This window comes from Streptomyces sp. NBC_00203 (assembly GCF_045206325.1).
Taxonomy (GTDB): domain Bacteria; phylum Actinomycetota; class Actinomycetes; order Streptomycetales; family Streptomycetaceae; genus Streptomyces; species Streptomyces lutosisoli.
On the sequence record NZ_CP108126.1, the window covers coordinates 10377634 to 10399816 of the forward strand.

At 68.1% G+C, this 22183-nt stretch carries 19 protein-coding genes and 3 pseudogenes; 12 read left to right on the plus strand and 10 right to left on the minus strand.

Annotated elements, in window-relative coordinates:
* Positions 1–50 precede the first annotated feature (50 nt).
* Positions 51–1286 carry a GNAT family N-acetyltransferase gene (locus tag OG975_RS46040; protein WP_406335737.1) on the minus strand — a complete coding sequence of 412 codons (1236 nt, stop codon included), beginning with the start codon at positions 1284–1286 and terminating at the stop codon, positions 51–53.
* A 70-nt stretch (positions 1287–1356) separates the two neighbouring features.
* Between OG975_RS46040 and OG975_RS46045 the strand changes: the two are divergent.
* The 3 genes and pseudogenes from OG975_RS46045 to OG975_RS46055 form a co-directional block, all read left to right on the plus strand.
* Positions 1357–1529, plus strand: a pseudogene (locus tag OG975_RS46045) (hypothetical protein); the annotation flags it as partial.
* A gap of 208 nt (positions 1530–1737) precedes the next feature.
* Positions 1738–2847 (plus strand): hypothetical protein, encoded by a 1110-nt coding sequence (locus OG975_RS46050; protein WP_406336750.1) that lies wholly within the window; start codon positions 1738–1740, stop codon positions 2845–2847.
* A 354-nt stretch (positions 2848–3201) separates the two neighbouring features.
* A complete protein-coding gene (locus OG975_RS46055) occupies positions 3202–3765 on the plus strand; it encodes a DinB family protein (protein WP_406335738.1) in 564 nt (187 codons plus the stop codon).
* Between the two features lie 176 nt (positions 3766–3941).
* On the opposite strand, the gene OG975_RS46060 is transcribed toward OG975_RS46055, so the two are convergent.
* From OG975_RS46060 to OG975_RS46080, 5 genes and pseudogenes are all read right to left on the minus strand, one after another.
* Complete coding sequence (locus OG975_RS46060; protein WP_406336752.1) at positions 3942–4244, minus strand: transposase family protein; 303 nt, start codon at positions 4242–4244, stop codon at positions 3942–3944.
* A gap of 65 nt (positions 4245–4309) precedes the next feature.
* Positions 4310–4369, minus strand: a pseudogene (locus OG975_RS46065) (hypothetical protein); the annotation flags it as partial.
* Between the two features lie 13 nt (positions 4370–4382).
* The gene (locus tag OG975_RS46070; protein WP_406335740.1) at positions 4383–5477 is read right to left on the minus strand and encodes an IS110 family transposase; all 1095 of its coding nucleotides are present in this window, start codon (positions 5475–5477) and stop codon (positions 4383–4385) included.
* A gap of 380 nt (positions 5478–5857) precedes the next feature.
* Complete coding sequence (locus OG975_RS46075) at positions 5858–6118, minus strand: hypothetical protein (RefSeq protein WP_406335741.1); 261 nt, start codon at positions 6116–6118, stop codon at positions 5858–5860.
* A 58-nt stretch (positions 6119–6176) separates the two neighbouring features.
* Positions 6177–6632: a hypothetical protein gene (locus OG975_RS46080; RefSeq protein WP_406335743.1), complete on the minus strand. Its 456-nt coding sequence runs from the start codon at positions 6630–6632 to the stop codon at positions 6177–6179.
* A gap of 253 nt (positions 6633–6885) precedes the next feature.
* Between OG975_RS46080 and OG975_RS46085 the strand changes: the two genes are divergently transcribed.
* Both OG975_RS46085 and OG975_RS46090 read left to right on the plus strand, forming a co-directional pair.
* Positions 6886–7788, plus strand: a complete 903-nt coding sequence (locus OG975_RS46085; RefSeq protein WP_406336753.1) for an EamA family transporter — start codon at positions 6886–6888, stop codon at positions 7786–7788.
* A 44-nt stretch (positions 7789–7832) separates the two neighbouring features.
* A pseudogene (locus OG975_RS46090) lies at positions 7833–7966 on the plus strand (IS5/IS1182 family transposase); the annotation flags it as partial.
* A 132-nt stretch (positions 7967–8098) separates the two neighbouring features.
* Here the strand turns inward: OG975_RS46090 and OG975_RS46095 are convergent.
* The 3 genes from OG975_RS46095 to OG975_RS46105 form a co-directional block, all read right to left on the minus strand.
* Positions 8099–9397 carry a DUF3500 domain-containing protein gene (locus OG975_RS46095; RefSeq protein ID WP_406335744.1) on the minus strand — a complete coding sequence of 433 codons (1299 nt, stop codon included), beginning with the start codon at positions 9395–9397 and terminating at the stop codon, positions 8099–8101.
* A 244-nt stretch (positions 9398–9641) separates the two neighbouring features.
* On the minus strand, positions 9642–11297 hold the full coding sequence (locus OG975_RS46100; protein ID WP_406335746.1) for a serine/threonine-protein kinase: 1656 nt from the start codon (positions 11295–11297) through the stop codon (positions 9642–9644).
* Positions 11298–11543: 246 nt separating this feature from the next.
* Positions 11544–12566, minus strand: coding sequence for a LacI family DNA-binding transcriptional regulator (locus OG975_RS46105; protein ID WP_406335747.1), 1023 nt, complete (start codon positions 12564–12566; stop codon positions 11544–11546).
* Positions 12567–12978: 412 nt separating this feature from the next.
* Here OG975_RS46105 and OG975_RS46110 point away from each other — a divergent pair, with 412 nt between their 5' ends.
* The 7 genes from OG975_RS46110 (at position 12979) to OG975_RS46140 (ending at position 21034) form a co-directional block, all read left to right on the plus strand.
* Positions 12979–14247, plus strand: a complete 1269-nt coding sequence (locus OG975_RS46110; RefSeq protein WP_406335748.1) for an ABC transporter substrate-binding protein — start codon at positions 12979–12981, stop codon at positions 14245–14247.
* Positions 14248–14338: 91 nt separating this feature from the next.
* Complete coding sequence (locus OG975_RS46115) at positions 14339–15211, plus strand: carbohydrate ABC transporter permease (RefSeq protein WP_406335750.1); 873 nt, start codon at positions 14339–14341, stop codon at positions 15209–15211.
* Positions 15212–15240: 29 nt separating this feature from the next.
* Positions 15241–16164, plus strand: coding sequence for a carbohydrate ABC transporter permease (locus OG975_RS46120; RefSeq protein ID WP_406335751.1), 924 nt, complete (start codon positions 15241–15243; stop codon positions 16162–16164).
* Between the two features lie 493 nt (positions 16165–16657).
* Positions 16658–17515: a glycoside hydrolase family 43 protein gene (locus OG975_RS46125; RefSeq protein WP_406335752.1), complete on the plus strand. Its 858-nt coding sequence runs from the start codon at positions 16658–16660 to the stop codon at positions 17513–17515.
* A 140-nt stretch (positions 17516–17655) separates the two neighbouring features.
* A complete protein-coding gene (locus OG975_RS46130; RefSeq protein WP_406335753.1) occupies positions 17656–20133 on the plus strand; it encodes a carbohydrate binding domain-containing protein in 2478 nt (825 codons plus the stop codon).
* 284 nt (positions 20134–20417) lie between these two features.
* Positions 20418–20657: a hypothetical protein gene (locus tag OG975_RS46135; protein ID WP_327434526.1), complete on the plus strand. Its 240-nt coding sequence runs from the start codon at positions 20418–20420 to the stop codon at positions 20655–20657.
* The gene (locus OG975_RS46140; RefSeq protein ID WP_406335754.1) at positions 20657–21034 is read left to right on the plus strand and encodes a fic family toxin-antitoxin system, toxin component; all 378 of its coding nucleotides are present in this window, start codon (positions 20657–20659) and stop codon (positions 21032–21034) included. Before OG975_RS46135 ends, OG975_RS46140 begins: the two co-directional genes overlap by 1 nt.
* Before the next feature lie 155 nt (positions 21035–21189).
* Here OG975_RS46140 and OG975_RS46145 read toward each other — a convergent pair whose 3' ends face one another.
* Positions 21190–21861 carry a hypothetical protein gene (locus OG975_RS46145; RefSeq protein WP_406335755.1) on the minus strand — a complete coding sequence of 224 codons (672 nt, stop codon included), beginning with the start codon at positions 21859–21861 and terminating at the stop codon, positions 21190–21192.
* Positions 21862–22183 lie beyond the last annotated feature (322 nt).

Consider the following 22183-nt stretch of genomic DNA (forward strand, 5'->3'; position numbering starts at 1 on the left):
GGTCCGCAGACTCACGTGACGAGACTTGTGCAGGGTCGGCGGGCGCGCGGTCAGAACCAGTGCAGGCAGTGCGGGGAGCGCTCGGCGCGGAAGAGGGCGTCAGCGAGGGTGGCCGCGCCCGGGCGGTGGGCCCGGATGTGTCCGGCACGCACGAGCGTGCTCGGGGCGGTTCCGCCGAGGTAGACCGCGCCCAGGTCTCTCACGTCCAGGGACAGGTCGGGCTCCCGGTCCGTCGGGACGCAGTCGGCCTTGCCGTCCCGGACGGTCAGCAGGTAGCGGCCGTGCTCGCCGAGGAACGGGTCGTCGACGTCGAGGACGAGCTCGCCGTCCATGAACCAGCCGCGCGCGGTCAGCGCATGCGGGACGTCCAGCAGCCGCACCCAGAGCCAGTCGGTGTCGTTGCTCACCTCGCCGGCGCGGAAGTCCGCAAGCTGCCAGCGCAGCGGGTGTTCGGGCGGGAAGTGCTTGAACACGACCTGAGTGACCAGGTCGTGTCCGAGCACGAACCGGGCCAGGGCCGTGGAGACGGCGTCGTCGGTCGCTATGGTCTCGTCGACCGTCAAGGTCTCGGACTCGCCGATCGAGTAACTGGCGTACCCGTCCGGGACGCCGTCGGCATCCCGGTGGACGGCGACGTAGCGCGGCGCCGGAGAGATCGGCGGCTGCCCCGCGCCCAAGGTCCACCAGCGGTGCGGCCGGGACAGCGCGCCGGGCTGTGCGCGGCGGTACCGGTCGTAGACCTCTTCCAGGATCTCGCCGCACTCGGCACGCCGCAGCAGCTCGACCGAGCCGGTGTCCGCGCCGGTCGCTGGGGCGTCGGCCGTTCCGCGCGCCCGGGGGAGGGCGAGGGTGGCCTGGCGGCGCGGCACCGTCAGCCGCGCCGTGTAGGTCGCCGGTCCGTAGCCGAACCTGCCGTAGATCGTGGCTTCAGAGGCCAGCAGTACGGAGAGGAACTCCCCTCGGGCCCGCAGATCGGTGAGCTGATGCCGCATCATCGCGCTGAGCACGCCCTGGCGTCGGTGCGAGGGCAGGACGCCGACGGCGGTCACCCCGGCGGCCGGGGCCAGGACCTCACCGGGCAGGGTGAGCTCGAAGGAGTACGCAGCGGCGGTGCCGACGGGCCGCCCGTCCGCCGTCATGGCGAGCAGGCTGCGGTCCATCTCGTACGCCGCCCAAAAGACCCCGCCGCCGTCCTCGGTCGGGGTTTCCGGGAAGCGCCCGAACGCGGCATGGACGGTGTCGACGAAGACGTCGAGATCCTGCTCGGTCGTGGGACGGATCTCCATTGCTGCCGCTGCCTCCTTGGGATACCGGCACCACAACTCGTGGTGTCCCGCCACAATGCAGCGTTGACCCGTGGCCAGGTCAATCGAATTATCAGGCCCCTGCCCGGTCGCCAGCGGCATGTCCGAGCAGTGCATCGCCGCCCGCTTACGGCGAGACCCCCCGCCTACCCGCACCCCGACCTCGAACCCGTCCTCGCCGACACGTACGGCGTCGTCATCCGGCACGAACAGATCATCGAGATCTTTCAAGGGCACCTGCTTGAAGTGACCTAGCTGGTCAGGCCGGTGGAGTCGATTTTCGGCTCCACCGCTTTCGGTGTCTGTGGCGCCTGATGGTTGCCTTGGACGCAACAGGATGCCCAGCGAGAGGGCCTTGTCGTGGTGAGTGACGTGATGGCATGCTCAGGGACATGATCAAGAGAATCGAGTCCTCCGTCCGCCGGTGAGCGAGATGCCCGGGACTGAGGTTTCCGGAACCAGGACCCCGCTGTTCGAGCACGCCCTCCGGCTTCATGAACTGACTCCCGACGTCCCACTGCCACGTGACGGCGAGCCGTACCCCGACGAGGAGCGCCGCCGCCGTAGTCCGCAACCAGGCTGTCCACGTGATCGTGAGCAGGTCGGGGCCGAGGTCGCGGCGATCCTTGATGAGCACTTCACCGACCCACGGTCCGTGCCCAGTCAACTGGTCGGCCGTTTCCAAGACGTCCACGTGCCCATTCATCCCAACGCACGCATCACAGAAGCTGCCTTGCGAGCAGGAGCACGGGCCAGGGAGGCCGGGCGCCGGCTCGTCAGGTACGGAACCGACACGGACGACGTCGTCGTAGGTCTGGCCCTGCTCGCCGCAGTGGGCACTGTCCACGATATTCCGTACGTACAGACCATTGGGCTCCTCTCCTGTACCTTCGGCCCACTCGCGGCGAACGCAATCGAGCGGCTGCCAGATGGAGCGGGGCCACTCCTATGGCTGGCGGATCGAGTGGCCGGCTGGGGGCGCGTGTATGTGGTCGAGGCGCTCTGCCGGCTGGGCGACGGTGATCCGGACGTTCAGCACTGGCTGCTGCGGAGAGCTGTTGACGGGGACTTCCTCAACGGCTACTTCGCCGGCAAAGTAGCCGAGGCGGCGGGCCTCCATCAGGCCCTCGCCGGATCGGCTGTGGATGCCGAGACCGTGGACCATGCAGGCAGGCTCGTCCATGTGCTCACCTACTGCCAGGGCATGGGCATGACGCTCGCGCGCTATCGGCACGCCGAGGAAGTACTGGCTGCACACCTGCGTCACCTTGAGCAACTGGGGCCTTCCCCCAGCCGGTACCACATCGCTGCCCTGCTCGCGAGGAATCTCGGCGAGAGTGGAGACGCGGGCTCAGTGGCACCCATCAGTCGGTGGCAGACCTATCGGGATGGCTACCTGGCACTCCTTGATCAGGAGGACTGGTGCGAGACGGCAAGAAGCGCCCTAGTGGCTGACGACCGTGAGATTGTCTGGCTTGCCGAGACGGCATCCGACTTGGGGCTGCGGGCCTTCGGTGACCCTGCACCATCCAGCGAGGAATAGCGCGCGTCGGGAATAGCCGCCCTCCGCCAGTGCTCTGAGTCTTCGCCATCTTCGAACATGCAGGTCGGAGGCTCTGGCGTGGCGCTCGCTCGGGATACTCATGCTGATCTCGGGCGGGAGTCTGCGGTCTTGATCATCCGTCATATCATGGGTCGAGGCTGTCACATTTGGGTCATTGAACCCAGCCCAGCCAGCCAGGTTGTCAATGTCAAACAGCCGCTCGCGGCGGCGCGGCCCGAAGGGAACATCAGCCCCGAGCGTCATCTCCCGGTGCGGTACGCTCTCGCGGCCCACGGCCGGCGACGGCGTCCGCGAGGGCCGCAGCCAGGTCTCCGTCGTATGTAGTGTGCGGAAATGACAAGAAGCGAGCGGCTCGCGGAGCAGCTGGACTGGTACTGGCACAAGAACCTGCGGCCGCGGCTGGACGGTCTTGCCGATGAGGAGTACTTCTGGGAGCCGGTGCGTGGCTGCTGGAGCATCCGCCCACGAGGCACGTCGGCCGCACCGATGTCGGCAGGCTCGGGGGAGTGGACGATGGACTCCGCGTCCCCTGACCCGGTGCCGGCGCCGGTGACCACGATTGCCTGGCGGCTGGCGCACATCATCGTCTCGTGCCTGGGCTATCGGGTCGGATGGTACTTCGGCGGCCAGGACGTCGACTCCGAGACATTCGCCTACGCGGGGACCGCTGACGAGGCGCTAAAACAGCTCGATGAGATGTATGGGAGATGGAACGCGGGGGTCCGCGAACTCTCGGACGCTGACCTGGAGAATCCGCCCACGGTGGGTCCCGAGCGGTTTCCCATGGAGAACAGGGTCCTGCACGTCAACAGGGAGCTGATCCATCACGGCGCCGAGATTTCCCTGCTGCGCGACCTCTACCGCTGGCAGGACGGAGCCGTACCGCGCCGAATATGACTTTCCGGTAACCGGCGATCGAGCTTCGGAAACCTACGCGGACTCCGTGACGCTCCGTGGCTGCGAGCTTCAGTGAAGCTACGCCCTCTTGAAGTAGCTGGTCAGGGTGGTGGCGTGAGGGTCGTTCGGGGTGGTCATGCTGGTGTTGGGCGGATGTCTCGGGTCTAGATCATCTGTCAGCGTGCTCCTTCGAGGTTCGTCAGGACGAACAGGACGCGCAGCAGGCCGATCGCGCGGGCGGGATCGGTGCGGAGCTTGGTGAGGATCCGCCAGTTCTTGAGATGGGCGAAGCCGTGCTCGACCAGGGCGCGTGCGGCGGCGAGCGCCCGGTTCCCTTCCTTTTCGCTGGTGGTGAGCTTGCGGGCGCGGGTGGCCTTGAAGCCGGTGACGACCACGGGGTCATCCGGGTCGTCGTCCAGGCCGAGGAAGCCGAGATCGGCCAGGGCGCCGAGGCCGGCGGCGCGTAGGTAGGACAGGATGCGGTCACGGCGGGCGCGGCGGTGATGTCGTGAGTGCGGCCGGGCCGAGCCGCGGAGATCCAGATCATCCGGCCCCGTTCGTCGGTCAGGGCGAGGACGTGCAGGCCGTGGCGGTGGTGTTTGATGCCCCTATGTTCGTCAAGCTGCGGTGGCTGTGGTTGGCAGCGGGATGCTGGACCGGATGATCTTGTAGATCGCTCGGGCGAGGTACCGCTTCAAGCAACGGATGATCTCGCGTTTGGTCCGTCCTTGTGCCGTTCGCCGTGCGAGGTAGTCGCGGGTGCTGTCATGGCAGCGCAGGCGGGTAAGGATCACTCTGAACAAGGCCGCGTTGGCCTGGCGATTACCCCCTCGGTTGAGTCGGCGACGCTGAGTCTTGCCCGAGGACATCTCGACAGGGCTGGTGCCGCACAAGGCGGCAAAGGACGCCTCGCTGGCGAGACGTTCAGGGTTGTCGCCAGCTGCGATGAGCAAGGTGGCGGCGGAATCCTGGCCCACGCCGAACAGTTGCAGTAGCTCTGGCGCAGTGTCGTTGACCTGGGCGGTCAGGTGTTTCTCCAGGCTGCGGATCTCCTCGGTCAGGTGCTGAATGCGCCGGGCCAGCAGCCGCAGTGTGTACTGGACGGCGTTGTCGACGTCAGCCCGAGGGATCGGTTCGAATTGTGCGCACTGGCTGACCAGTGCTGTGGTGCTCAGCCCGGCCAGGTGCTCACGCAGTGCTGGGTCCGCCGATATGAGCACTGATTTGAGCTGGTTGATCGCCTGGGTACGGGACTTGACGGCAGAGTCCTTGGCGAGTTTGAACAGCCGCAGCATTTCCACGGCCCCGTCGCCAGCCTTCGGTACGGTGGTTGCGCGCCCGGAGATGACCGAGCGGGCGGCGGCTTCGGCGTCCACGGCGTCACTCTTGCCGTGCCGGCGCCGTAGTGCACGGTCGGGCCGATTGACCTCGGTCACCGCGACCCCTGCCGCGCGCAGGTGCCGGCACAAGCCCGCACCGTAAGACCCCGTCCCCTCCACGCCAGCGCGCAGCACCGGGCCGAAATCTCTTGCCCAGGCGAGAAGCTCGTCATATCCGACAGCCGAAGCGGGGAATCCGCCGCTGTCCAAAAGCCGCCCGCCCTCTGTCACAACCGCGGCAACGTGCACGTCCTTGTGGGTGTCCACGCCGAGGATCACTGGCTCGGCAAACTGCTCGCTATTACGGGCTTGAGGCGTGACGGGCGCGGTCATAAGGCTCCTTGCCTGGCTTCGACGGTCGGATGGCCGACGCTGGCCCAGAGCAAGCAGTCAGGACTGTGACGGCGCTTTGCGGAGCAAGGCCCCTATTGAGACACGCATGCGCTGGACAAGCGGTAGCAGGCACCGCTCCGGCCGGTGATCGACAGACCAAACACAAGGCACCAAGGGCCAGCCAGAGTACGAGTCAGACCACCGGCCGAAGCGGAGCAGAACCCATACTCACAGCCGGAGTAGTTCGGCCGGTTCGCCGTCCCGGTGCGGCGCTGGGTGGGGATCACGGTGCCGTCGATCAGGACGACCTCGCCCCGCCGGGCGATCTTCTTCAGGGCGCGGTCCAGCCGTGGGGCCTTGGCGGCCAGCAAGGTGATCAGCTAGTCGCGCCGACGCCGGATGGTGGTGGCGGAGACGTCGTTGCCGCCGGCCATGTCGGCCAGGCGCTGATCGTGCCGTAGCACGGCCAGCACGATGGTCGCGATCCTCCCGGCCGGCAGCGCCCGCCACCACCACCGTATCGACTTCAGGTGGCCGCGCAGCAGATCGGCGAGGTAGTTCACGGTGCGCGTGGGCAGCGGCAGGCGGCACTGGTGGACCAGGGACACGGTGTCCCCGGCATGCTTATTGGTTTTCGTCACACAATTCCAACAGCCGCCGGGGGCACCTTGGTTACGCCCTGCCGTCCATGCGGGCCGGTCACCGGTGGACGGTGAACTTCCCGTCGGGCCGTTTGTGCAGCCGGCCGCGGTCGGCCGGCTTCGTCAGCTTCCCGCGCAGCGGCTCCAGCTTGCCCCGCACCCCGGTGTCCACGCCCAGCGCCTCGCCGATCTGCCGGGTAGCGACCGGACTGCCGGCCGCCCGCACGGCAGCCAGGATGCGCTGATACTCCGCCGGCAACGCGGACTCCAAAACTCCCGGCCCACGCTCCGGGACCACCCTCACTGCCCGACCCGCCACCTGAACCACCGGCGATCCGGCCTGGGCCCGCTCGTCGACGAGATGCTCACTCATCCGCTGCCACACCCGCTCGGCCACGGCAAGTTCATCCCGCTCGGCCCGCACCTCCGCCAGCTGCCCGACCAGCTGTTCTTCGAGTCGGTCCAGCTCCGCACGACGCGCGGCGATCCGTTCCTGTATGTCGGGATCCATCATGCGCCGGAGCGTACGAGCGGCGCCGATCCCGACGGACGAGAACCCGCAAAACCAACCCTGCCAGATGATCTACACCTCAGACTGCCGCCCATCACCAGCACGAGCACCCCGAACGACCCTCACGCCACCACCCTGATCAGCTACTTCAAGATGGCGCAGCTTCTCTGAACCAGGGCGTGTCTGATAAAGGCTCAGTCTTGGAAAATCACGTGACGCGCGGCACCCGATCGTCGATAGTCCACGCGTGGCCATCATGAACGTCGACAGGACCCAACGCGACCCGTCCCCCCGCTTCTCCCTGACCGCGCCGGCCGGACGTACCTTCGGCGCGATCCCGCCAACGGCACTGGTACTGGTCGGCATCGTCAGCGTTCAGGTGGGCTCGGCATTGGCCAAGCACCTGTTCAGCACAGTGGGCAGCTTCGGGACAGTCGCGTTGCGACTGTTCTTCGCGGCGGCGCTGTTGATGCTGTTGTGGCGGCCGTCATTGCGCATGAACCGTCGCACGTGGACAGTGGTGCTCAGCTACGGCGTGACTCTCGGCTTGATGAACCTGTGCTTCTACCTGGCGCTGGCCCGGCTCCCGTTGGGGATCGCGGTAACCATCGAGTTCCTTGGGCCGCTGGCGGTGGCCCTGGCCGGGTCGAGGCGATGGCCGGACGCTTTTTGGGCGGTGCTCGCGGCAGGCGGTGTGGTCCTGCTGATGGAGGGACGCGGCGACCTCAACCTTGTCGGTCTTCTGTTCGCCCTCGCCGCAGGAACGTGCTGGGGCCTGTACATCCTGGTCGGCGCGGCGCTGGGCCGCCACACCACGGAAGGCAATGGTCTGGCTCTGGGAATGGCCGTCGCGGCACTGGTGGCTGTGCCATTCGGCGTGGCCGACAGCGGAACAGCGCTGGTTGAGCCGTGGGTTCTGGTTGCGGGGCTCGGCGTGGCACTGCTGTCGTCGGTGATCCCGTACTCGCTGGACCTGGAAGCACTGCGCAAGATCCCACCGCGGGTGTTCGGCATCCTGATGAGCCTCGAACCAGCGATGGCGGCCCTCATCGGCCTCCTCGTTCTCCAGGAGTCGCTGCACTGGTCGCAGTGGATCGCGGTGCTGTGCGTGGTGGCCGCATCGGCGGGCGCCACACGCGGCGCCCGTCCAGATGTCTGAGAAGTCCCTGATTTGGTTGCCTCGGTAGGCTTTTGGCTCCGGAGGTACCCACGCGGCCCCGGGCGGTGGCCGGCCAAGGCATGGTGACCGTGAAGTGCTGGCTGCCATCGTGCTCGTGGCGATGTCCGGCTGTACCTGGCAGCAGCTGACTGCCCCATCGTTTGGCCCGTCCGGCATGGTTCGCCCTCGTTCGGCTCCGGATCCGGCTCCCACCGGGAAGAGGCGAGGCTACTGCGGGGCCTGTCACGGTCCGGCGAGAGCGGCCCGCGCCATCATCCGATGACGCGGGCTTCGGGGGAGCGGGCAACCGTCAATGGTCGGTGTCCCGGTGGAGCTTGAGCAGGTCTACGCCGTAGTCGTTGCCGTTGGGTGTGCGGACGATGGTGTGGATGTGCTGCGTGGTGGGGGTGGAGTCGCCCTGGGAGCCGCCGCCCGGGCCGGGGCTCGCGCTCGCGGAGGCGGAGGCGGTGGCCGAGGCGGAGCTGGTGTCCTTGTCGCCGTGGTACGCGAGCGCGTGCTCGGCGTCGTACTCGATGAGGATCACGGGGCTGTGGACGCGGTAGTAGAACGCCGAGTCGTCCTCGTACTCGCCGATCCAGTAGAAGTACGTGTCGTCGAGGTGCTTCTCGACCTCGCGCATCTTCACCCGCGCGTGGCCCTCGTCCATATTGCCGACGTACACCTCGACCAGATCGAGGAGCAGCTGCTGCTGGTGACGACCGGTCAGGTCCGAGCCCTTGACGCCGGCGTAGGGGATGACGCTGTTGTCCTTGCCGGCGCCGGCGATCAAGTCTTCGCCGGTCTTGTCGGCGGTGGAGAGCGCGGCGGCGAGTTGGGTGTCGTCCAAGGAGCGCAGCAGCCGGAGGCCGGCGGCGGTCTCCTCCTTGAAGAGGTGGTAATCGACGCCGTTGTACGTGATCTTCGTTGGCTCCGAACCCATGAAGGTCGGCGTCATGACGACCTGGTCGCCGAGGACGAAGTAGTTGATGACGAGGTGGTGGCCCTCGAACTGGAAACCCCAGGCTTCGGTCGCCGAAGGGGTGCCCATGATCGTGAACCAGTAGGCGTCCTCGTTGAGCGCCTTCGAGGTGTCGCCCGCGTACTCGCCGAGGAACTGGTTGAGCTTGCGGATCTGGTTCGACTGCTTGAGGCCGCGGGCCGACAGGGACGCTTTGAGCAGCCGCATGCCGAGCGCGTACTGCTTCTCGGTCAGGTCGCGCAGGGCGACACCGTCGCGGTCGTTGGAGTCGACGTTGGTCCAGTCGAGCCACTGGTCGGAGTCGACGTCGAAGAGGGTGGCAGACTTCTGATCGTCGGTCAGCGCGTCGACGAAGGCCTTCGCGGCGCGGATCACCGGGACGGTGGAGACGTGGGTGGAGTGGATCGCGTACAGGTCGCCGAGGACGGTGCCGTCCGTGGTGACGCCGACGAAGTCGTCGTACGCGATGGTCTGGCCACCGCCGGGAGGTGCGCCGGTCGGTGCGCCCGACGGTGATGCGCTCGCCGTTGCGTCGGTGGACGACGTCGTCTCGGCTCCGGCCGAGGAGGCTGCGTAACCGCCCATGACGGCGACGGCGGAGACGCCGCCGGCGAGCATGGCCTTGTTCATGAACCAGCGGCGGGAGCGGTGGGCGCCGGGGGTGCGTGACTTAGGAATCGTCGACGGATGTAGCTACACCCATCTTGTTGAGTGCGGCCCTCCTGAAGTGACTTGTCGGTCGGCGTAGTTGTGGGGCGGTCTTGCGTGATTGGCGTGGCGTGGTGGCCTCTGCAGATCACCTGGGAGACGGTCGCCGAGATCCTCGGCCAGACAGACGCGGATCATGTGGACGCGGCTGCGGCGGCTCGCGCCGTCAGCGCGCCGACGGCTCGGACGCGGTGAAGCGCTCGAAACCCGCGTGGAAGGCCGTGCCCTGCGGGTCGGTCGCGCTGTAGTGGAAGGCGGCCACACCGCAGCCCCGCTCGTCGAAGGCGGTGCCGGTGTACGAGGCGACCCGGGTGCCGTCGACGGCGAGCTCCACCTTGATCCGGCCCTCGCCGGCCGAGGAACAGGTCATCGACATGTCGATCTGCTGCTGACTCTCCACCTTCAAGCCCACGTCCGCGAGGTCGACCTCGACGACCCGGTCATGCTGGAAAGTTCCCTTGAACCGGAACTCGCGCACGATCAGGGCCTCCTGACCCGTGGTCAGGTAAGTCGCCCAGCGGGAACCCTTCTGGTAGTCCCCCGAGCCGTTGCACCACAGCCCGACCCCGCCCTCGCCCCCGTACCAGGCTGTCTGGGTGCTCAGCCGTACCGCGAACGAGGACGGCTCGAAGGGCGCCTGCGGCCACACCTCCAGCTCGGTCCTGGGATCCACCAGCATGGTCCCGCCCTCGTGCGTGATCTTCCCCAGGGCCGGGTCCTTGTGCGACCAGTCGCCCGAGTCGGTCAAATCGTCGGTGTACGAGCGAGGTTGGGAGCCGGCGGATCTCCCGGACGGCGCGGACGAGGACGCGGAGGACGAGCCATGGGCCTGCGGGCCGCCCTCCGTCGGCGATCCCCCCGAGGTGGTGCTGAGCACGATGGCAAGCAGCACTGCCGCCGCGGCACTACCGGCCGCCAACCCCCACAGCCGCAGCTGCTTGGCGCTCGTGCCGGGGCCGGGGCCGCCGCTCCCGTCTTTGGGCGGTGGCGGTTGCGGTGGCGTGCCCGACTCTGTCTGCGCGCTCTCCGTCGCCTCCGCCGCCCTCGCGAGCCGAGTGACGAGCTGGGCAGCGGTGGGGCGTTCCGCCGGGTCCTTGCGCAGACAGTCGGCGATGACCGAACGGACCGGCTCCGGGACCGCTGTGAGATCCGCGTCGCGCTCGCACACGGCGACGAGGACTTCGTAGTCGCTCTCGCCGTCGAAGGGATGCCGCCCCGTGGCGGCGAAGTACAGCGTGCCACCGAGCGAGAACACATCGGAGGCGCTGGTGACCCGGAGCGACTTGACCTGCTCGGGCGACATGTACGCGGGCGAGCCGAGCACACTGCCCGGTGTGGTGAGCGCCGACTCGAGCAACCGGTCGTCGCGGGCGATACCGAAGTCGATGATCCGCGGTCCGTCCGGGGAGAGCAGGATGTTGGACGGTTTGATGTCCCGGTGCACGACACTCACCCGGTGCACCTGCGCCAACGCGTGCGCGACGGCCAGCGCCAGGGACTGGAGCCGCCCGGAGGGTAACGGGCCGTTGGCGGCCACATGCTGATGGATCGTGGGACCCGGGACGAACTCGCTGACGATGTAGGGATGTCGCCCGGACAGGTCGGCGTCGAGGACCCGTGCCGTGGCCAGCTCACCGACTCGGCTCGCTGCGCCGAACTCCCGGCGTACGCGGGCGAGCGCGACCTCGTCGTACTCCTTGCCCGGCAGCAGGAATTTCACCACGACCTGCCGCCCCGTCCGGTCCCGGGCGAGCCACACCACACCTTGCCCGCCCCGGCCGAGCTCGCGCTCGCAGACGTACCCGCCCACCGACAACTGCATCCGCGGATCCATGCCCCCGCCCCCAGCCCCGCCCCCGGTTCATGGCTGCCTTCCAGCGTATCGGCTCCCCGGGCCGCGACACGCCTGTTGGCCGGGTCTCGTGCAAGCAGGAGTTTCAAGTCGATCCGCTGGGGTCAGCGGCTCACCAAGGCCGCAGTCAGGTTCGGGACCGATGTACTGCACCGCCGGTCTTCGGGTAACGCCGGCCCGTGGTCTGCCGTGAGGGCTGCTGCGGCATCGCGTAGGTCACGCCGCTCCGCCGTCGGGTGGGGCGGCGGTCGAGTTGCGCACCACGAGTTCGGTGCCGACCTCCATGTGCTCCATGAGTAGCTGCTGACCTTCGATGACGGACAGCAGCGCGCGGGCCGCCTTCTGGCCCATGTCGTGCAGCGGCTGGCGGACAGTGGTCAGGCCGGGAAAGCTCTGCGCCGCCTGCGGAAGGTCGTCGAAGCCGACGACCGAGAAGTCGGTGGGTACGTTGAGGCCGCATGCCCGAGCGGCGTCGACGGCGCCGAGTGCCATCAGATCGGCTCCGGCGACGATGGCCGTAGGGCGGTGTTCGGTGATCAGCCGCGTGGCGGTGCGGAAACCGCTGGCGTAGGAGAAGTCGCACGTGGCGACCAGTTGCTTGTCGACTTCCAGTCCGGCGAGCCGCATCGCGTCCTCGAAGCCCTGAAAGCGGATCGACGTGCTTTCGAGGTCCTCCTCGCCGCGGAGGTAGGCGATCCGGGTGTGTCCCAGGTCGATCAGGTGCTGTGTGCCCTGGCGCATCCCGTGGTAGTTGTCCACGCTCAGCCGGGGCAGCGGTACGTCCAGGCGTCGGGGATCGATGATGACGCAGGGGAGTTTCTGGCGGCGCAGCAGCTCGATCGTCTCGTCTTCCAGGACGGGTGCGATCAGGAGCACACCGTCGACGAGGCCGCGTGCCAGGAACTCGATCCGGTCCTTCTCCCGCACCGCGTCGTGGTACGAGGCGTTGACCAGCAACTCCTGCTCGGCACTGGCCAGCTCGTCGGCGACTCCGCGGAGGATCTCCAGGCCGTACTGGCTGGTCAGATCCAGGGCGATGAGGCCGATGAGGCCGCTGCGGCCGGCTTTGAGGTTGCGGGCCGAGACGTTCGGCCGGTAGCCGAGTTTCCCGGCCACCTCCATGACGCGGCGTCGGGTCTCCTCGGAGGCTCCCGGCTTGCCGTTGATGACGTTGGACACGGTCATCGCGGAGACGCCGGCCTCCTCGGCCACCTGTGCGATGGTCACCCGCCGCGCCACCCGAACTCCTTCTGTCTGCCGATTCTTCGGTCGAACCGACACTAGAGCCTGCTCTTCCCCGCGCCTGCCACATACTCAGGAAAACTTTAACGATAAGTAGAACTGGACGTCAATGGAGCCTTGGCGAGGGTGGGCCTCGGCCCTGTGGTCAGGGGGTGTGGGGCTCTGGCGCCTGGGGCCGCGAGAGGCGTGGCGACTTCCGACCCGGCCGGTCGGCCACGGAAAGTTACGTATAGATGTCACGTAAGTTTTGCGTTACAGTCCCGGCCATCGGCGCGTAACGTTCGCCGCAACTCGGGTCGACCGGCCCCTTTCCATACGCATCAGTGCTGTACCCACACGGCGCAGGCTGATCGATCCAAAACCCTTTGAGACATGACAAGTCGGTCCGTACCGACGAGTGAGGTGTGCAATGAAGCGTTCTGGGAGACGTCTCGCGGTCGCCACCACGGTCATCGCCATGGCGATGTCGCTGGCCGCGTGTGGCGGCGGGTCGTCCGGTGCCTCCAGCGACGGCACGGTGACCATCCATGTGCAGGCGTGGAAGGGCGGCGGCGCGGAGCCCGCCAACGTCGCGGAGATCAACAAGGCGTTCGAGAAGGCCCACCCGAAGATCAAGGTCGACTTCGAGTACACCACTGCGGACCCCACCTACACGCAGAAGCTTCAGCCGGAGCTGCTGGGCGGCAAGGCCGGCGACGTCCTGATGGTCGACGCGGACAAGATGAAGAAGTGGGGCGCCTCCGGGTACCTCGCCGACCTGTCCGGGGAGTCGTGGGCGAGCAAAATAGCCTCGGACGCGAAGCCCTTCGCACAGTCCGACGGCAAGACCCTCGCGATGCCGATGGAACTGATCGGCATCGGCCTGTACGCCAACATGGACCTGCTGAAGAAGGCGGGTATCACCGAAGTCCCCGCCGACTGGCCGACGTTCCTCGCCGACCTCGCCAAGGTCAAGAAGGCCGGCATCACCCCCATCGCGCTGCCCGACAAGAGCGCCTGGACCGGTAGCTCGGTGTTCCAGGCCGCCGGATCGACCCTCGTCTACCAGAAGAACAAGACGTGGGACGCCGACTTCCTGGCCGGCAAGACGTCCTTCGACCCGGACTGGAAGGGCTCGCTGGAGCAGTTGAAGACCCTGGAGGACAAGGGGTACGTCAACTGGAAGAACCAACTCGGCGTCGACGAGTGGGCGCAGGGCCCGCAGGACTTCAGCGCGGGCAAGAGCGCCTTCTGGTACCAGGGCGCGTGGCAGGTCTCCAACGTCAAGAAGGCCGGCTTCCCGGTCTCCTTCGCGCCCTGGCCGGGCGGTGCCGCGGGAACCAAGCCCAACGGGATGCTCTTCTCCGGCACCATGTGGGCCGTCAACTCCCAGTCCCAGCAGGGTGACGCGGCGCGCGAGTACGTCAAGTTCTGGTCGCAGAGCGAGAACCTCGCCAAGTACCTCGAAGCCGAGCACGCGGAGTCACCGTTCACGGGCGGCACGACGCCGGAGAGCACCGAGACGACGGCCTTCACCACGGCCTTCACGGACGGCCGTTACCGGATCCTCCCGTCCAACTCCTGGTACAGCACGGCCGCCGAGACCACGACCGGCTCCAAGATCCAGGCCTATCTGCTGGGCAACGCGTCCGCCGCGCAGACCCTCAAGGACATCCAGACCGCGGCGAACGCCAAGTAACCCGGCCACCCCCGGTCAGCCGTGGTGCGGGCGCGGTCGACGGCTCACGCCCCGCCCCACCACGGCCCCTTCCGGGCAAGAGGAGGATCCCGTGTTCCACCGACGGCGCGCCACCATGGCCGCCTTCCTGCTTCCGGCGATCGTCGTGTACGGCGTGTTCATGCTGTATCCGCTGGCCCGAGGCGTCTATCTGAGCATGACCGACAGTCTCGGCGGCCCGATCGCGAACTTCGTCGGCACCCAGCAGTACCGTGCCATGGCCGACGACCCGGCCGTCACCGACGCCCTGTGGCACACCGTGCTCTACGCGGCGGTCGTCGTGGTCGTACAGAACGGCCTCGGGCTGCTCTTCGCGAGCATGCTGTTCCGCCGCCCCGGGGTCCGCAAGGTGCTCAGCGTCGTACTGCTGACGCCGACGCTGATCTCACCGGTGATGGCGGCCTTCATCTGGTCGTACCTGTTCGCCCCGACCGGCGGCATCAACGGGCTGCTGGACCTGGTCGGCCTGCACAGCCTCAACCATGTCTGGCTCGGCGACACCTCGACCGCCCTGTACTCGGTGGCCGCAGTCAACATCTGGATGTTCACCGGCTACTCCTGCGCGATCTTCCTCGCCAGCTACATGAGCATGCCGACCGAACTGCTGGAGGCGGCCGCGCTGGACGGCGCGAGCGGCTGGCGGCGCTTCGTCAGCATCGAATGGCCGCTGCTGGCCCCGGCGCTCACGGTCAACGTGACGCTCAGCCTCATCGGTTCGCTGAAGGTCTTCGAGTTCCCCCTCGTCCTGACCAACGGAGGCCCCGCCGGAGCCACGGACACGCTGACCCTGCTGGTCTACCGGAACGTCTTCGGCGGCGGGAAGTTCGCCTACGGCGTCGCACTGTCGGTCGTCCTGCTCGTCACCGTGGTCGTCCTGTCCAGCGCCACCTCCTCCCTGCTCCGGCTCCGCGAGCGACGCATCTGAAATCCGACGGAAGCTGACGGATCGCCACCATGACTTCAGACACCACCGCGCCGGACGTCCCGTCGGTCTCCGGGACCCGGCCCGCCTCCCGCCTCCCCGGCAGTCGTACGACATCCGGGACGTCCCGCAGCCCGCTGCGCCGGCTGACCACCGGCCTCGGCACCGTCCTGCTGTGCCTGGGCACGCTGCTGTTCGTCCTGCCGTTCCTGTTCACGGTCGTCACCTCGCTGCGCACCGCGGCGGACGTGGCCCGCTCCCCGCTGGGCGTCCCGCACTCGCTGACCCTGAAGAACTTCTCCGACGCCTTCAGCCAGATCCACTACGGGTCCAGCACTCTCAACACCCTGCTCATCACCAGCCTTTCGTGCGTGGCCGTCACCGTGATCGGCTCCCTCGCCGCCTATCCGCTGGCCCGGATCACCCAGCACTGGTCCACCGCGGTGTACCGGCTGTTCATCCTGGGCACGTCCGTCCCCGTGTTCGTCGTGGTCGCGCCGCTGTACCTGCTGATGCGCGACCTCAACCTGCTGGACAGCTATGCGGGAGTCGTCCTCATCTACACGGCCCTGAACCTCCCGGTCGCCGTGTTCTTCTACACCAGCTTCATCCGCTCGATCCCGGGGGACCTGGAGGAGGCGGCGGCACTCGACGGCTGCGGCGCCTTCCGTACGTTCTTCACCATCATCCTGCCGCTGCTGCGACCGGTCACCAGCACGCTGCTGACGTTCATCTCCCTGCAGATCTGGAACGACCTGCTGGTTCCCCTGGTCTTCCTGCAAGACCCGGGCAAGCGGACCGTCATGGTGAACGCGTACTCCTTCATCGACCCGCACACCGTGCAGCCGACCACCCTGTTCCCGGCCGCCCTGCTGGGTGTCCTGCCGCTGCTGGTCATCTTCGTCTTCTTCCAGCGCCAGGTGGTTGCCGGCATGTCCGCCGGGGCGGTCAAGTGAGGAACGCGGGCACGGCCATGTCCCTCGCCCCTCGGCCGGGACGCTCCCGCGCTGCACGTCGGTGCCCTGGTGTCGGCTCCGGAGCCGGATGACCGGCCGACACACTCCGGGTCCAGGCAACGTCGGCCCGGAACCGGGCTGTGCCGGGATCGGACCCAGCACCGTGGGTGCCTCCGCCCTGCGCCCGACGCACGCACGACCGGACCGGCAGCCCGCCCCGTCGGTCCGCCGCACTCGGTGGATTCAGATCGCGCCTGCCAGGGCGGCCACCTGGCCGAACCACTCGCGGGCGATCCACAGGACCAGCCCCTGAGCAGGGCGGTCCCACTCACCGTCCGGAGTCCCCGCACCCCGCCCTCAACCGGCCTGCCGACCGCACCCGTTCCCTCGGTCGTCCAGACCTGCCTGTCGATCCGCGGGCTCCAAGCCACACGACGACCTCACCGTCCAGGGGCGCCCCCTGCCCCGATGTTCCGGAAGGACCCCACCACCGATGTACGTGGTCTCATACTTCACCGACGCCGACGAAGCGCTCCACCTGGCCTACAGCCACGACGGCGAGGAGTTCGCGACGGTGAACGGCGGCCGGCCCGTGCTGCGAGGCACGGTCGGCACCGGCAGACTGCGGGATCCGTTCATCGGGGTGGGCCCCGACGGCCTGTTCCATCTGCTGGCCACCGACGGCTGGACGAGCCCCCGCATCGTCCATGCCACCTCCGCCGACCTTGTCACGTGGTCGGCCCAGGAACTCCTCCCGGCCATGGCCGACGTGGAGGGTGCCCTCAACGCCTGGGCGCCGGAGTTCTTCCTCGACCGCGGGACCGGGCTGTACCACCTCATCTGGTCCTCGGTCGTCGAGGCGGGGGGCACGGCCGAGGGCCGCGACTTCGAGCACGTCGGCCAGAACCACCGCATCTGGCACTGCACCACCGGGGATTTCAGCACGTTCTCGGCTCCTGGTCTTTTCTTCGACCCCGGTCACTCGGTCATCGACGCCACGGTGCGGGAGCTGGACGGCGGCGGCTTCCTCATGGCCTACAAGGACGAGCGCGGCACCAATGACCTCGCCACCGCTCACAAGGACATCCACCTGACCACCTTCGAGACCCCCGGCGGTCCGTACACCGACTCCGCTGGACCGGTCACGCCCTCGGTGGTGGAAGGACCGTCGATCTTCCACCGCGGAGACGAGATGGTCATGATCTTCGACCACTACCTCGAAGGACGGTACGGAGCGGCCCGCAGCAAGGACGGCGTGGACTGGGAGCCCGCCTCCCTGGCGCTGCCGGAGGGCATGCGACACGCCTCCGTCCTCGAAACGCCCCTCCCGACAGCACTTCCCCCGCGGTAGGGCGGCCGCTCGCCGGACCACCGCGACGGCCCCGCCACAGACCCCGGGCAGGGCAGCTTCGGCCGGCCCGCCCGGTGCTGGAAGACCCCGCGTCGCGCCCCGCAGCGCGGAGGACACCTCACCCACCAAGGAGCGCCGCAATGAAGCGTCGCAGAACGGACCGCCCGGGCCGCCGGGCATCCCGGATCCTCACCCTGCTCGCCACCCTGGCGGGCGTCCTTCTCCTCCCGGCCTCAGCCGCCCTGGCCGCCGGTACCTCCTACTACGTGAACTGCTCCGCCACGACCAACGGCACAGGCACCCAGTCCAGCCCCTGGAACTCGGTCAGCAGCGTCAACAGCACCACTTTCGCCGCCGGCGACAGCATCCTGTTCGCCACCGGCACCACCTGCACCGGCCAGCTCTCCCCGGGCGGCTCGGGAGCCTCGGGCAGCAACATCTCGATGAGCTCCTACGGCTCCGGCGCCAAGCCGGTCATCGACGCGGCCGGCGCCACGGGCGCGGTCATCCACCTGCTCAACCAGCAGTACTGGGACATCGGCGGCCTGGAGCTCGTCGACAACGCCTCCTCACCTGCCTACCGCTCGGGCGTTCTGGCCGAGAACAGCTCCGGCGGCGTCCTGCACCACATACGCGTGCACGACATGTACATCCACAACATCACCGGCTACGGCGGCGGTTGGTACTCCACCAACGCGGGCGTGGGCGTCCAGACCGACCACACCACCCCCGTCTCCACCTGGGACGACGTCGTGGTCGAGAACAACACCTTCGACCACGTCGACCGCATCGCGGTGGCCGTGACCCCCGACGCCGACGGCCAGGGCACCGGCCTGACCACGGGCACCGTCATCCGGGGCAACACGATGACCTACGACGGCGCGGACGACATCCTCGTGGTGAAGAACGACGGCGCCCTGATCGACGGCAACAAGGCGGGCTACGGCGGCGCGAAGGCGACCTGCCCGCCGTCCGGCCAGTACTGCAACGGCGCCTCCGCCGGCATCTGGATGTCCGGCAGCAGCAACACCGTGGTCCAGAACAACGAGGTCTACTGCCACGTCAACGGCGCGGACGGCACCGGCTTCGACGTGGACTGGGGCAACCACAACACCACGTTCCAGTACAACTACAGCCACCAGAACCTCGGCGGCTTCCTGCTGGTGATGCCGCCCTTCACCATCGCCAACGAACCCACCTCGACCGTGCCCAGCGACGGAACGGTGGTCCGCTACAACATCAGCGAGAACGACGGCAGCAACTCCGGCTGCCCCACCTCCGGCACCCAGACCCACGGCGGCGGCGTCCTGCACTTCGTGGGCGGAGTACCGAACCAGAGCGGCAGTTCATCCGCGATCCCGCAGTTCTACAACAACACCTTCTCCGTCCGGGACGGCCTGAGCACCCCGATCCTGTACTCCCGTTCCGGCACGTCCATCAGCGGTGCCCTGTCCTTCCGGAACAACGCGGTCTTCAACTACGGCTCCGGCAACTACTTCACCACCACCGGTACTTCGACCTACTCCAACAACCTCTTCTACGGCAATCACCCCTCCCGCGAGCCCACCGACGCCGCGAAGGTGACCGCGGACCCCGAGTTCCGCAACGCGGGCAACGCCAGCACCTCGTCCTCGTACACCGGCAAGAACGCCTACCAGGTGCACGCGTCCTCCCCGGTGCTTCGGGCCGGGGCCGTGATCAGCTCCAACGGCGGCTACGACGCCTTCGGCAACACCGTCTCCGCGACGGCCGCCCCCAACATCGGCGCCTACAACGGCACCGGCGGCAACCTGCTCACCAACGCGGGCTTCGAGACGGGGGCGTTGTCGCCCTGGACCCAGGCGAGCGGCAGCGCGTCGTCCGTGACCGCGGCCAACGCGCACACCGGCAGCGACGCCTTGACCACCGCGGCGAGCGGCAGCGGTTCCAACCAGGCGCTGACCGGCCTGAGCCCGTCGACCACCTACCTGCTGACCGGCTGGGGCAAGGTGGCCACGGCGGGCGAGACCTTGGCGATCGGCGTCAAGGGCTTCGGCGGCACGGAGACGTACGCCAACATCGCCGCGACGTCGTACTCCCAGGCCGCGGTCCTGTTCACCACCGGCTCCTCCAGCACCACCGCCACCGTCTACTGCTGGAAGAACGCCGGCGGCAGCGGCGCGGGCTACTGCGACGACCTCGCGGTCGAGCCGCTGTCCTCCGCCACCAACGCGGTCACCAACCCCGGCTTCGAGACCGGCACCCTGACCCCGTGGACCCAGAGCACCGGCACGGCGTCGAGTGTGGTCGCGTCGAACGCCCGCACCGGCACGTACGCCCTCCAGACCGGAGCCAGCGCCAGCGGCGGCATCCAGACGGTCAGCGGCCTCACCTCCGGCGCCAGCTACCTGCTGGCAGCCTGGGCCAAGGTGGGCACCGCCGGTGAGGAGGTCGCGGTCGGCGTGAAGAGCTTCGGCGGCACCGAGACCTATCTGCGGGCCTCGACGACCTCCTACGCCCAGCAGCCCATCTTCTTCACCACGGGCGCCTCCACCACCTCGGCCGCCGTGTACTGCTACAAGAACTCCGGCTCGGCGGCCGGCTACTGCGACGACTACACCCTGATCAAGCTCCCCTGACCACGGGCGACTCAGAAGGAGGGCCGGCGAGAGTGGGCGGGCCGGTGCATCCGACCCGCCCTCGGGCCTGCCGACGGCTGACACGCAGCCGTTCTTCGCACCGACTGCCGACCGTCGATGTCGACGGTGCCGGTGCGCCGGTTGCCGTGCAGGAACGTGACGTCACCGAACGTCGCAAGGGTGACGCAGTAGGCCGCGCCGGCATAGGGCCCCTTGCCGGCCGGCAGAGGCGTCATCGCGACCACCAGGCCCGGATAGCTGGTAACAGCTGTTACCATGCCGGTATGGCGAAGACTCAGCTAGGTGTGCGCGTCGACCCCGAGGTCAAGAAACTCGCACAGGCCCGGGCCAAGGACCGCGGCCTGGACCTGGGCGACTACATCGCCCGTCTCGTCCGCGAGGACGCCGACGGCCTGCGCCGGCGCGGCCTGGACGCCGCGCGCCGCTTCCTGGACGAGCACCAGCAGCTCTTCGACGAGGCCGAGGACGCCGACCGCAACGCGCCGGGGGCACACGCCGCGTAATGGAACTGCACATCGACGTCCCCTGGATCCTGCAGGTCGCGGAGATCGCGGGCTCCGGAGACCCGTCCCCGGACGACTACGGCGTGCCGGTGGCCGCGGTCGCCTGCCACAAGGCTGAACTGCTGGACCAGCCCGTCTACGACGGTCCCTACGCCCGTGCCGCAGCCTTGATGCACATCCTCGGCCGCTGCCGCTGGCTGGAGCGCTCCAACATGGCCGTTGCCGCGGCGACGGGCGTCATGTACCTGGAAGCCTCCGGAATCCCGGTCAAACCCACACGCGAGGACGCGCTCAGCCTGCGCGAGATACTGCGCGACCCCACCTGCACGGCCACAAAGATCGCTGCCCTACTGCGCGTGTGGCCCGTCGCCAGCTGACCTGGCAGGTTTCACCATCACCCGCCGATGTGCCGCCCGTTGGCCCGGTCGCGCTCGTCGCTCGTGGATCCGCCGGGTGAAGTACCCGGGGACCGGCGGTGTCACCAGCGTCTCCTTCGGTCTCGGCAACGCCCGGTATCAGCCGGTGCAGATGGTCAGGCTGAACAGAGCAGAGCCACAATCCTGCGCGCACTGTCCGACGTCGTCGTCAGCCGGGCCCACGACCCATCCCGGAACGAGATCTTGAAGTCGGACTCGGCCATACTGAATCGCTTGAGCTCCGCGCCGACGATTTCCTTCCGAGGCAGCGACCAGAGGACAGCCTCGGATCCGGGCACCTTCTCGCCACCGCCCCATGAGACGAGCCAACTGCCCCGCGCCGTGTCCTCGTACGACGTAATGCGCACGAGCCCATCAGACTCGGCCAGTTCGATCTCGGTCACCGTGCGCCAGGACCGCCGGGAGGGATCGAGCTGCCAGGGCAGCGTACGAGCCGTCTCGCCCACGCCCGCCCACATGACAGGGAAGTCGTCGACTTCGTTCTCACGCTCCTCCAGCTTCCCCCGCTTGTCGGGCGACGCGGGACTGCCGAGGGCGCTGGCGATGATGTACAGCGGCAACATCAGAAGCCCGGTGATGAAAGCACGGACGTGTTGGCCGAGCTTGCCGAAGAACCCCCGCACCGCGAAGGCCTGTCCAGGGGGCCAGCCGGGCAAGTCGGGTTCTATGTCGTTGCGCTCGCAGTCGCGGAAGGAGCGCCGATTCTCCACCGAGGCGGCACTACCACTCGCGAACTCGACCCGGTAGCGCACCGGTTCCTCGTCCATGACCCTTCCTTCCCTGCCGCTTTGGCGGGGTCAACTATGTCAAGCGAGGGCACAGCACCCGCACCCGGCACCTGACTGGCACCAGCAGAGCCGTCTTGTGCGGATGTGAGCCGTGCACGGCAAACTTGATCTTCGAGACGCGTGAAATTCTGCGAGGGTCCCTCGCACCGGCCGGACCCCAGTTCGCGGTCCCCGGTGGCGCGCGTTGTGCAGGGCGGTGATCCAGTACTGGCTGGCGTGAGTGTGGCTGCCCAGGTCGAAGCGCTGCCAGGCGATGGTCTGGGAGGCGTTCGTGGCCAGGAAGTGCAGGCGCGTTCGACGG

Excerpts from the sequence above, each read along its gene's own strand:
- OG975_RS46070 (WP_406335740.1), bottom strand. The coding sequence starts at position 5,477 with ATGACCGCGCCCGTCACGCCTCAAGCCCGTAATAGCGAGCAGTTTGCC.
- OG975_RS46100 (WP_406335746.1), bottom strand. The coding sequence starts at position 11,297 with ATGCAGTTGTCGGTGGGCGGGTACGTCTGCGAGCGCGAGCTCGGCCGG.
- OG975_RS46080 (WP_406335743.1), bottom strand. The coding sequence starts at position 6,632 with ATGATGGATCCCGACATACAGGAACGGATCGCCGCGCGTCGTGCGGAG.
- OG975_RS46135 (WP_327434526.1), top strand. The coding sequence starts at position 20,418 with ATGGCGAAGACTCAGCTAGGTGTGCGCGTCGACCCCGAGGTCAAGAAA.
- OG975_RS46130 (WP_406335753.1), top strand. The coding sequence starts at position 17,656 with ATGAAGCGTCGCAGAACGGACCGCCCGGGCCGCCGGGCATCCCGGATC.
- OG975_RS46125 (WP_406335752.1), top strand. The coding sequence starts at position 16,658 with ATGTACGTGGTCTCATACTTCACCGACGCCGACGAAGCGCTCCACCTG.
- OG975_RS46120 (WP_406335751.1), top strand. The coding sequence starts at position 15,241 with ATGACTTCAGACACCACCGCGCCGGACGTCCCGTCGGTCTCCGGGACC.
- OG975_RS46085 (WP_406336753.1), top strand. The coding sequence starts at position 6,886 with ATGAACGTCGACAGGACCCAACGCGACCCGTCCCCCCGCTTCTCCCTG.
- OG975_RS46145 (WP_406335755.1), bottom strand. The coding sequence starts at position 21,861 with ATGGACGAGGAACCGGTGCGCTACCGGGTCGAGTTCGCGAGTGGTAGT.
- OG975_RS46040 (WP_406335737.1), bottom strand. The coding sequence starts at position 1,286 with ATGGAGATCCGTCCCACGACCGAGCAGGATCTCGACGTCTTCGTCGAC.
- OG975_RS46140 (WP_406335754.1), top strand. The coding sequence starts at position 20,657 with ATGGAACTGCACATCGACGTCCCCTGGATCCTGCAGGTCGCGGAGATC.
- OG975_RS46055 (WP_406335738.1), top strand. The coding sequence starts at position 3,202 with ATGACAAGAAGCGAGCGGCTCGCGGAGCAGCTGGACTGGTACTGGCAC.
- OG975_RS46095 (WP_406335744.1), bottom strand. The coding sequence starts at position 9,397 with ATGAACAAGGCCATGCTCGCCGGCGGCGTCTCCGCCGTCGCCGTCATG.
- OG975_RS46050 (WP_406336750.1), top strand. The coding sequence starts at position 1,738 with ATGCCCGGGACTGAGGTTTCCGGAACCAGGACCCCGCTGTTCGAGCAC.
- OG975_RS46110 (WP_406335748.1), top strand. The coding sequence starts at position 12,979 with ATGAAGCGTTCTGGGAGACGTCTCGCGGTCGCCACCACGGTCATCGCC.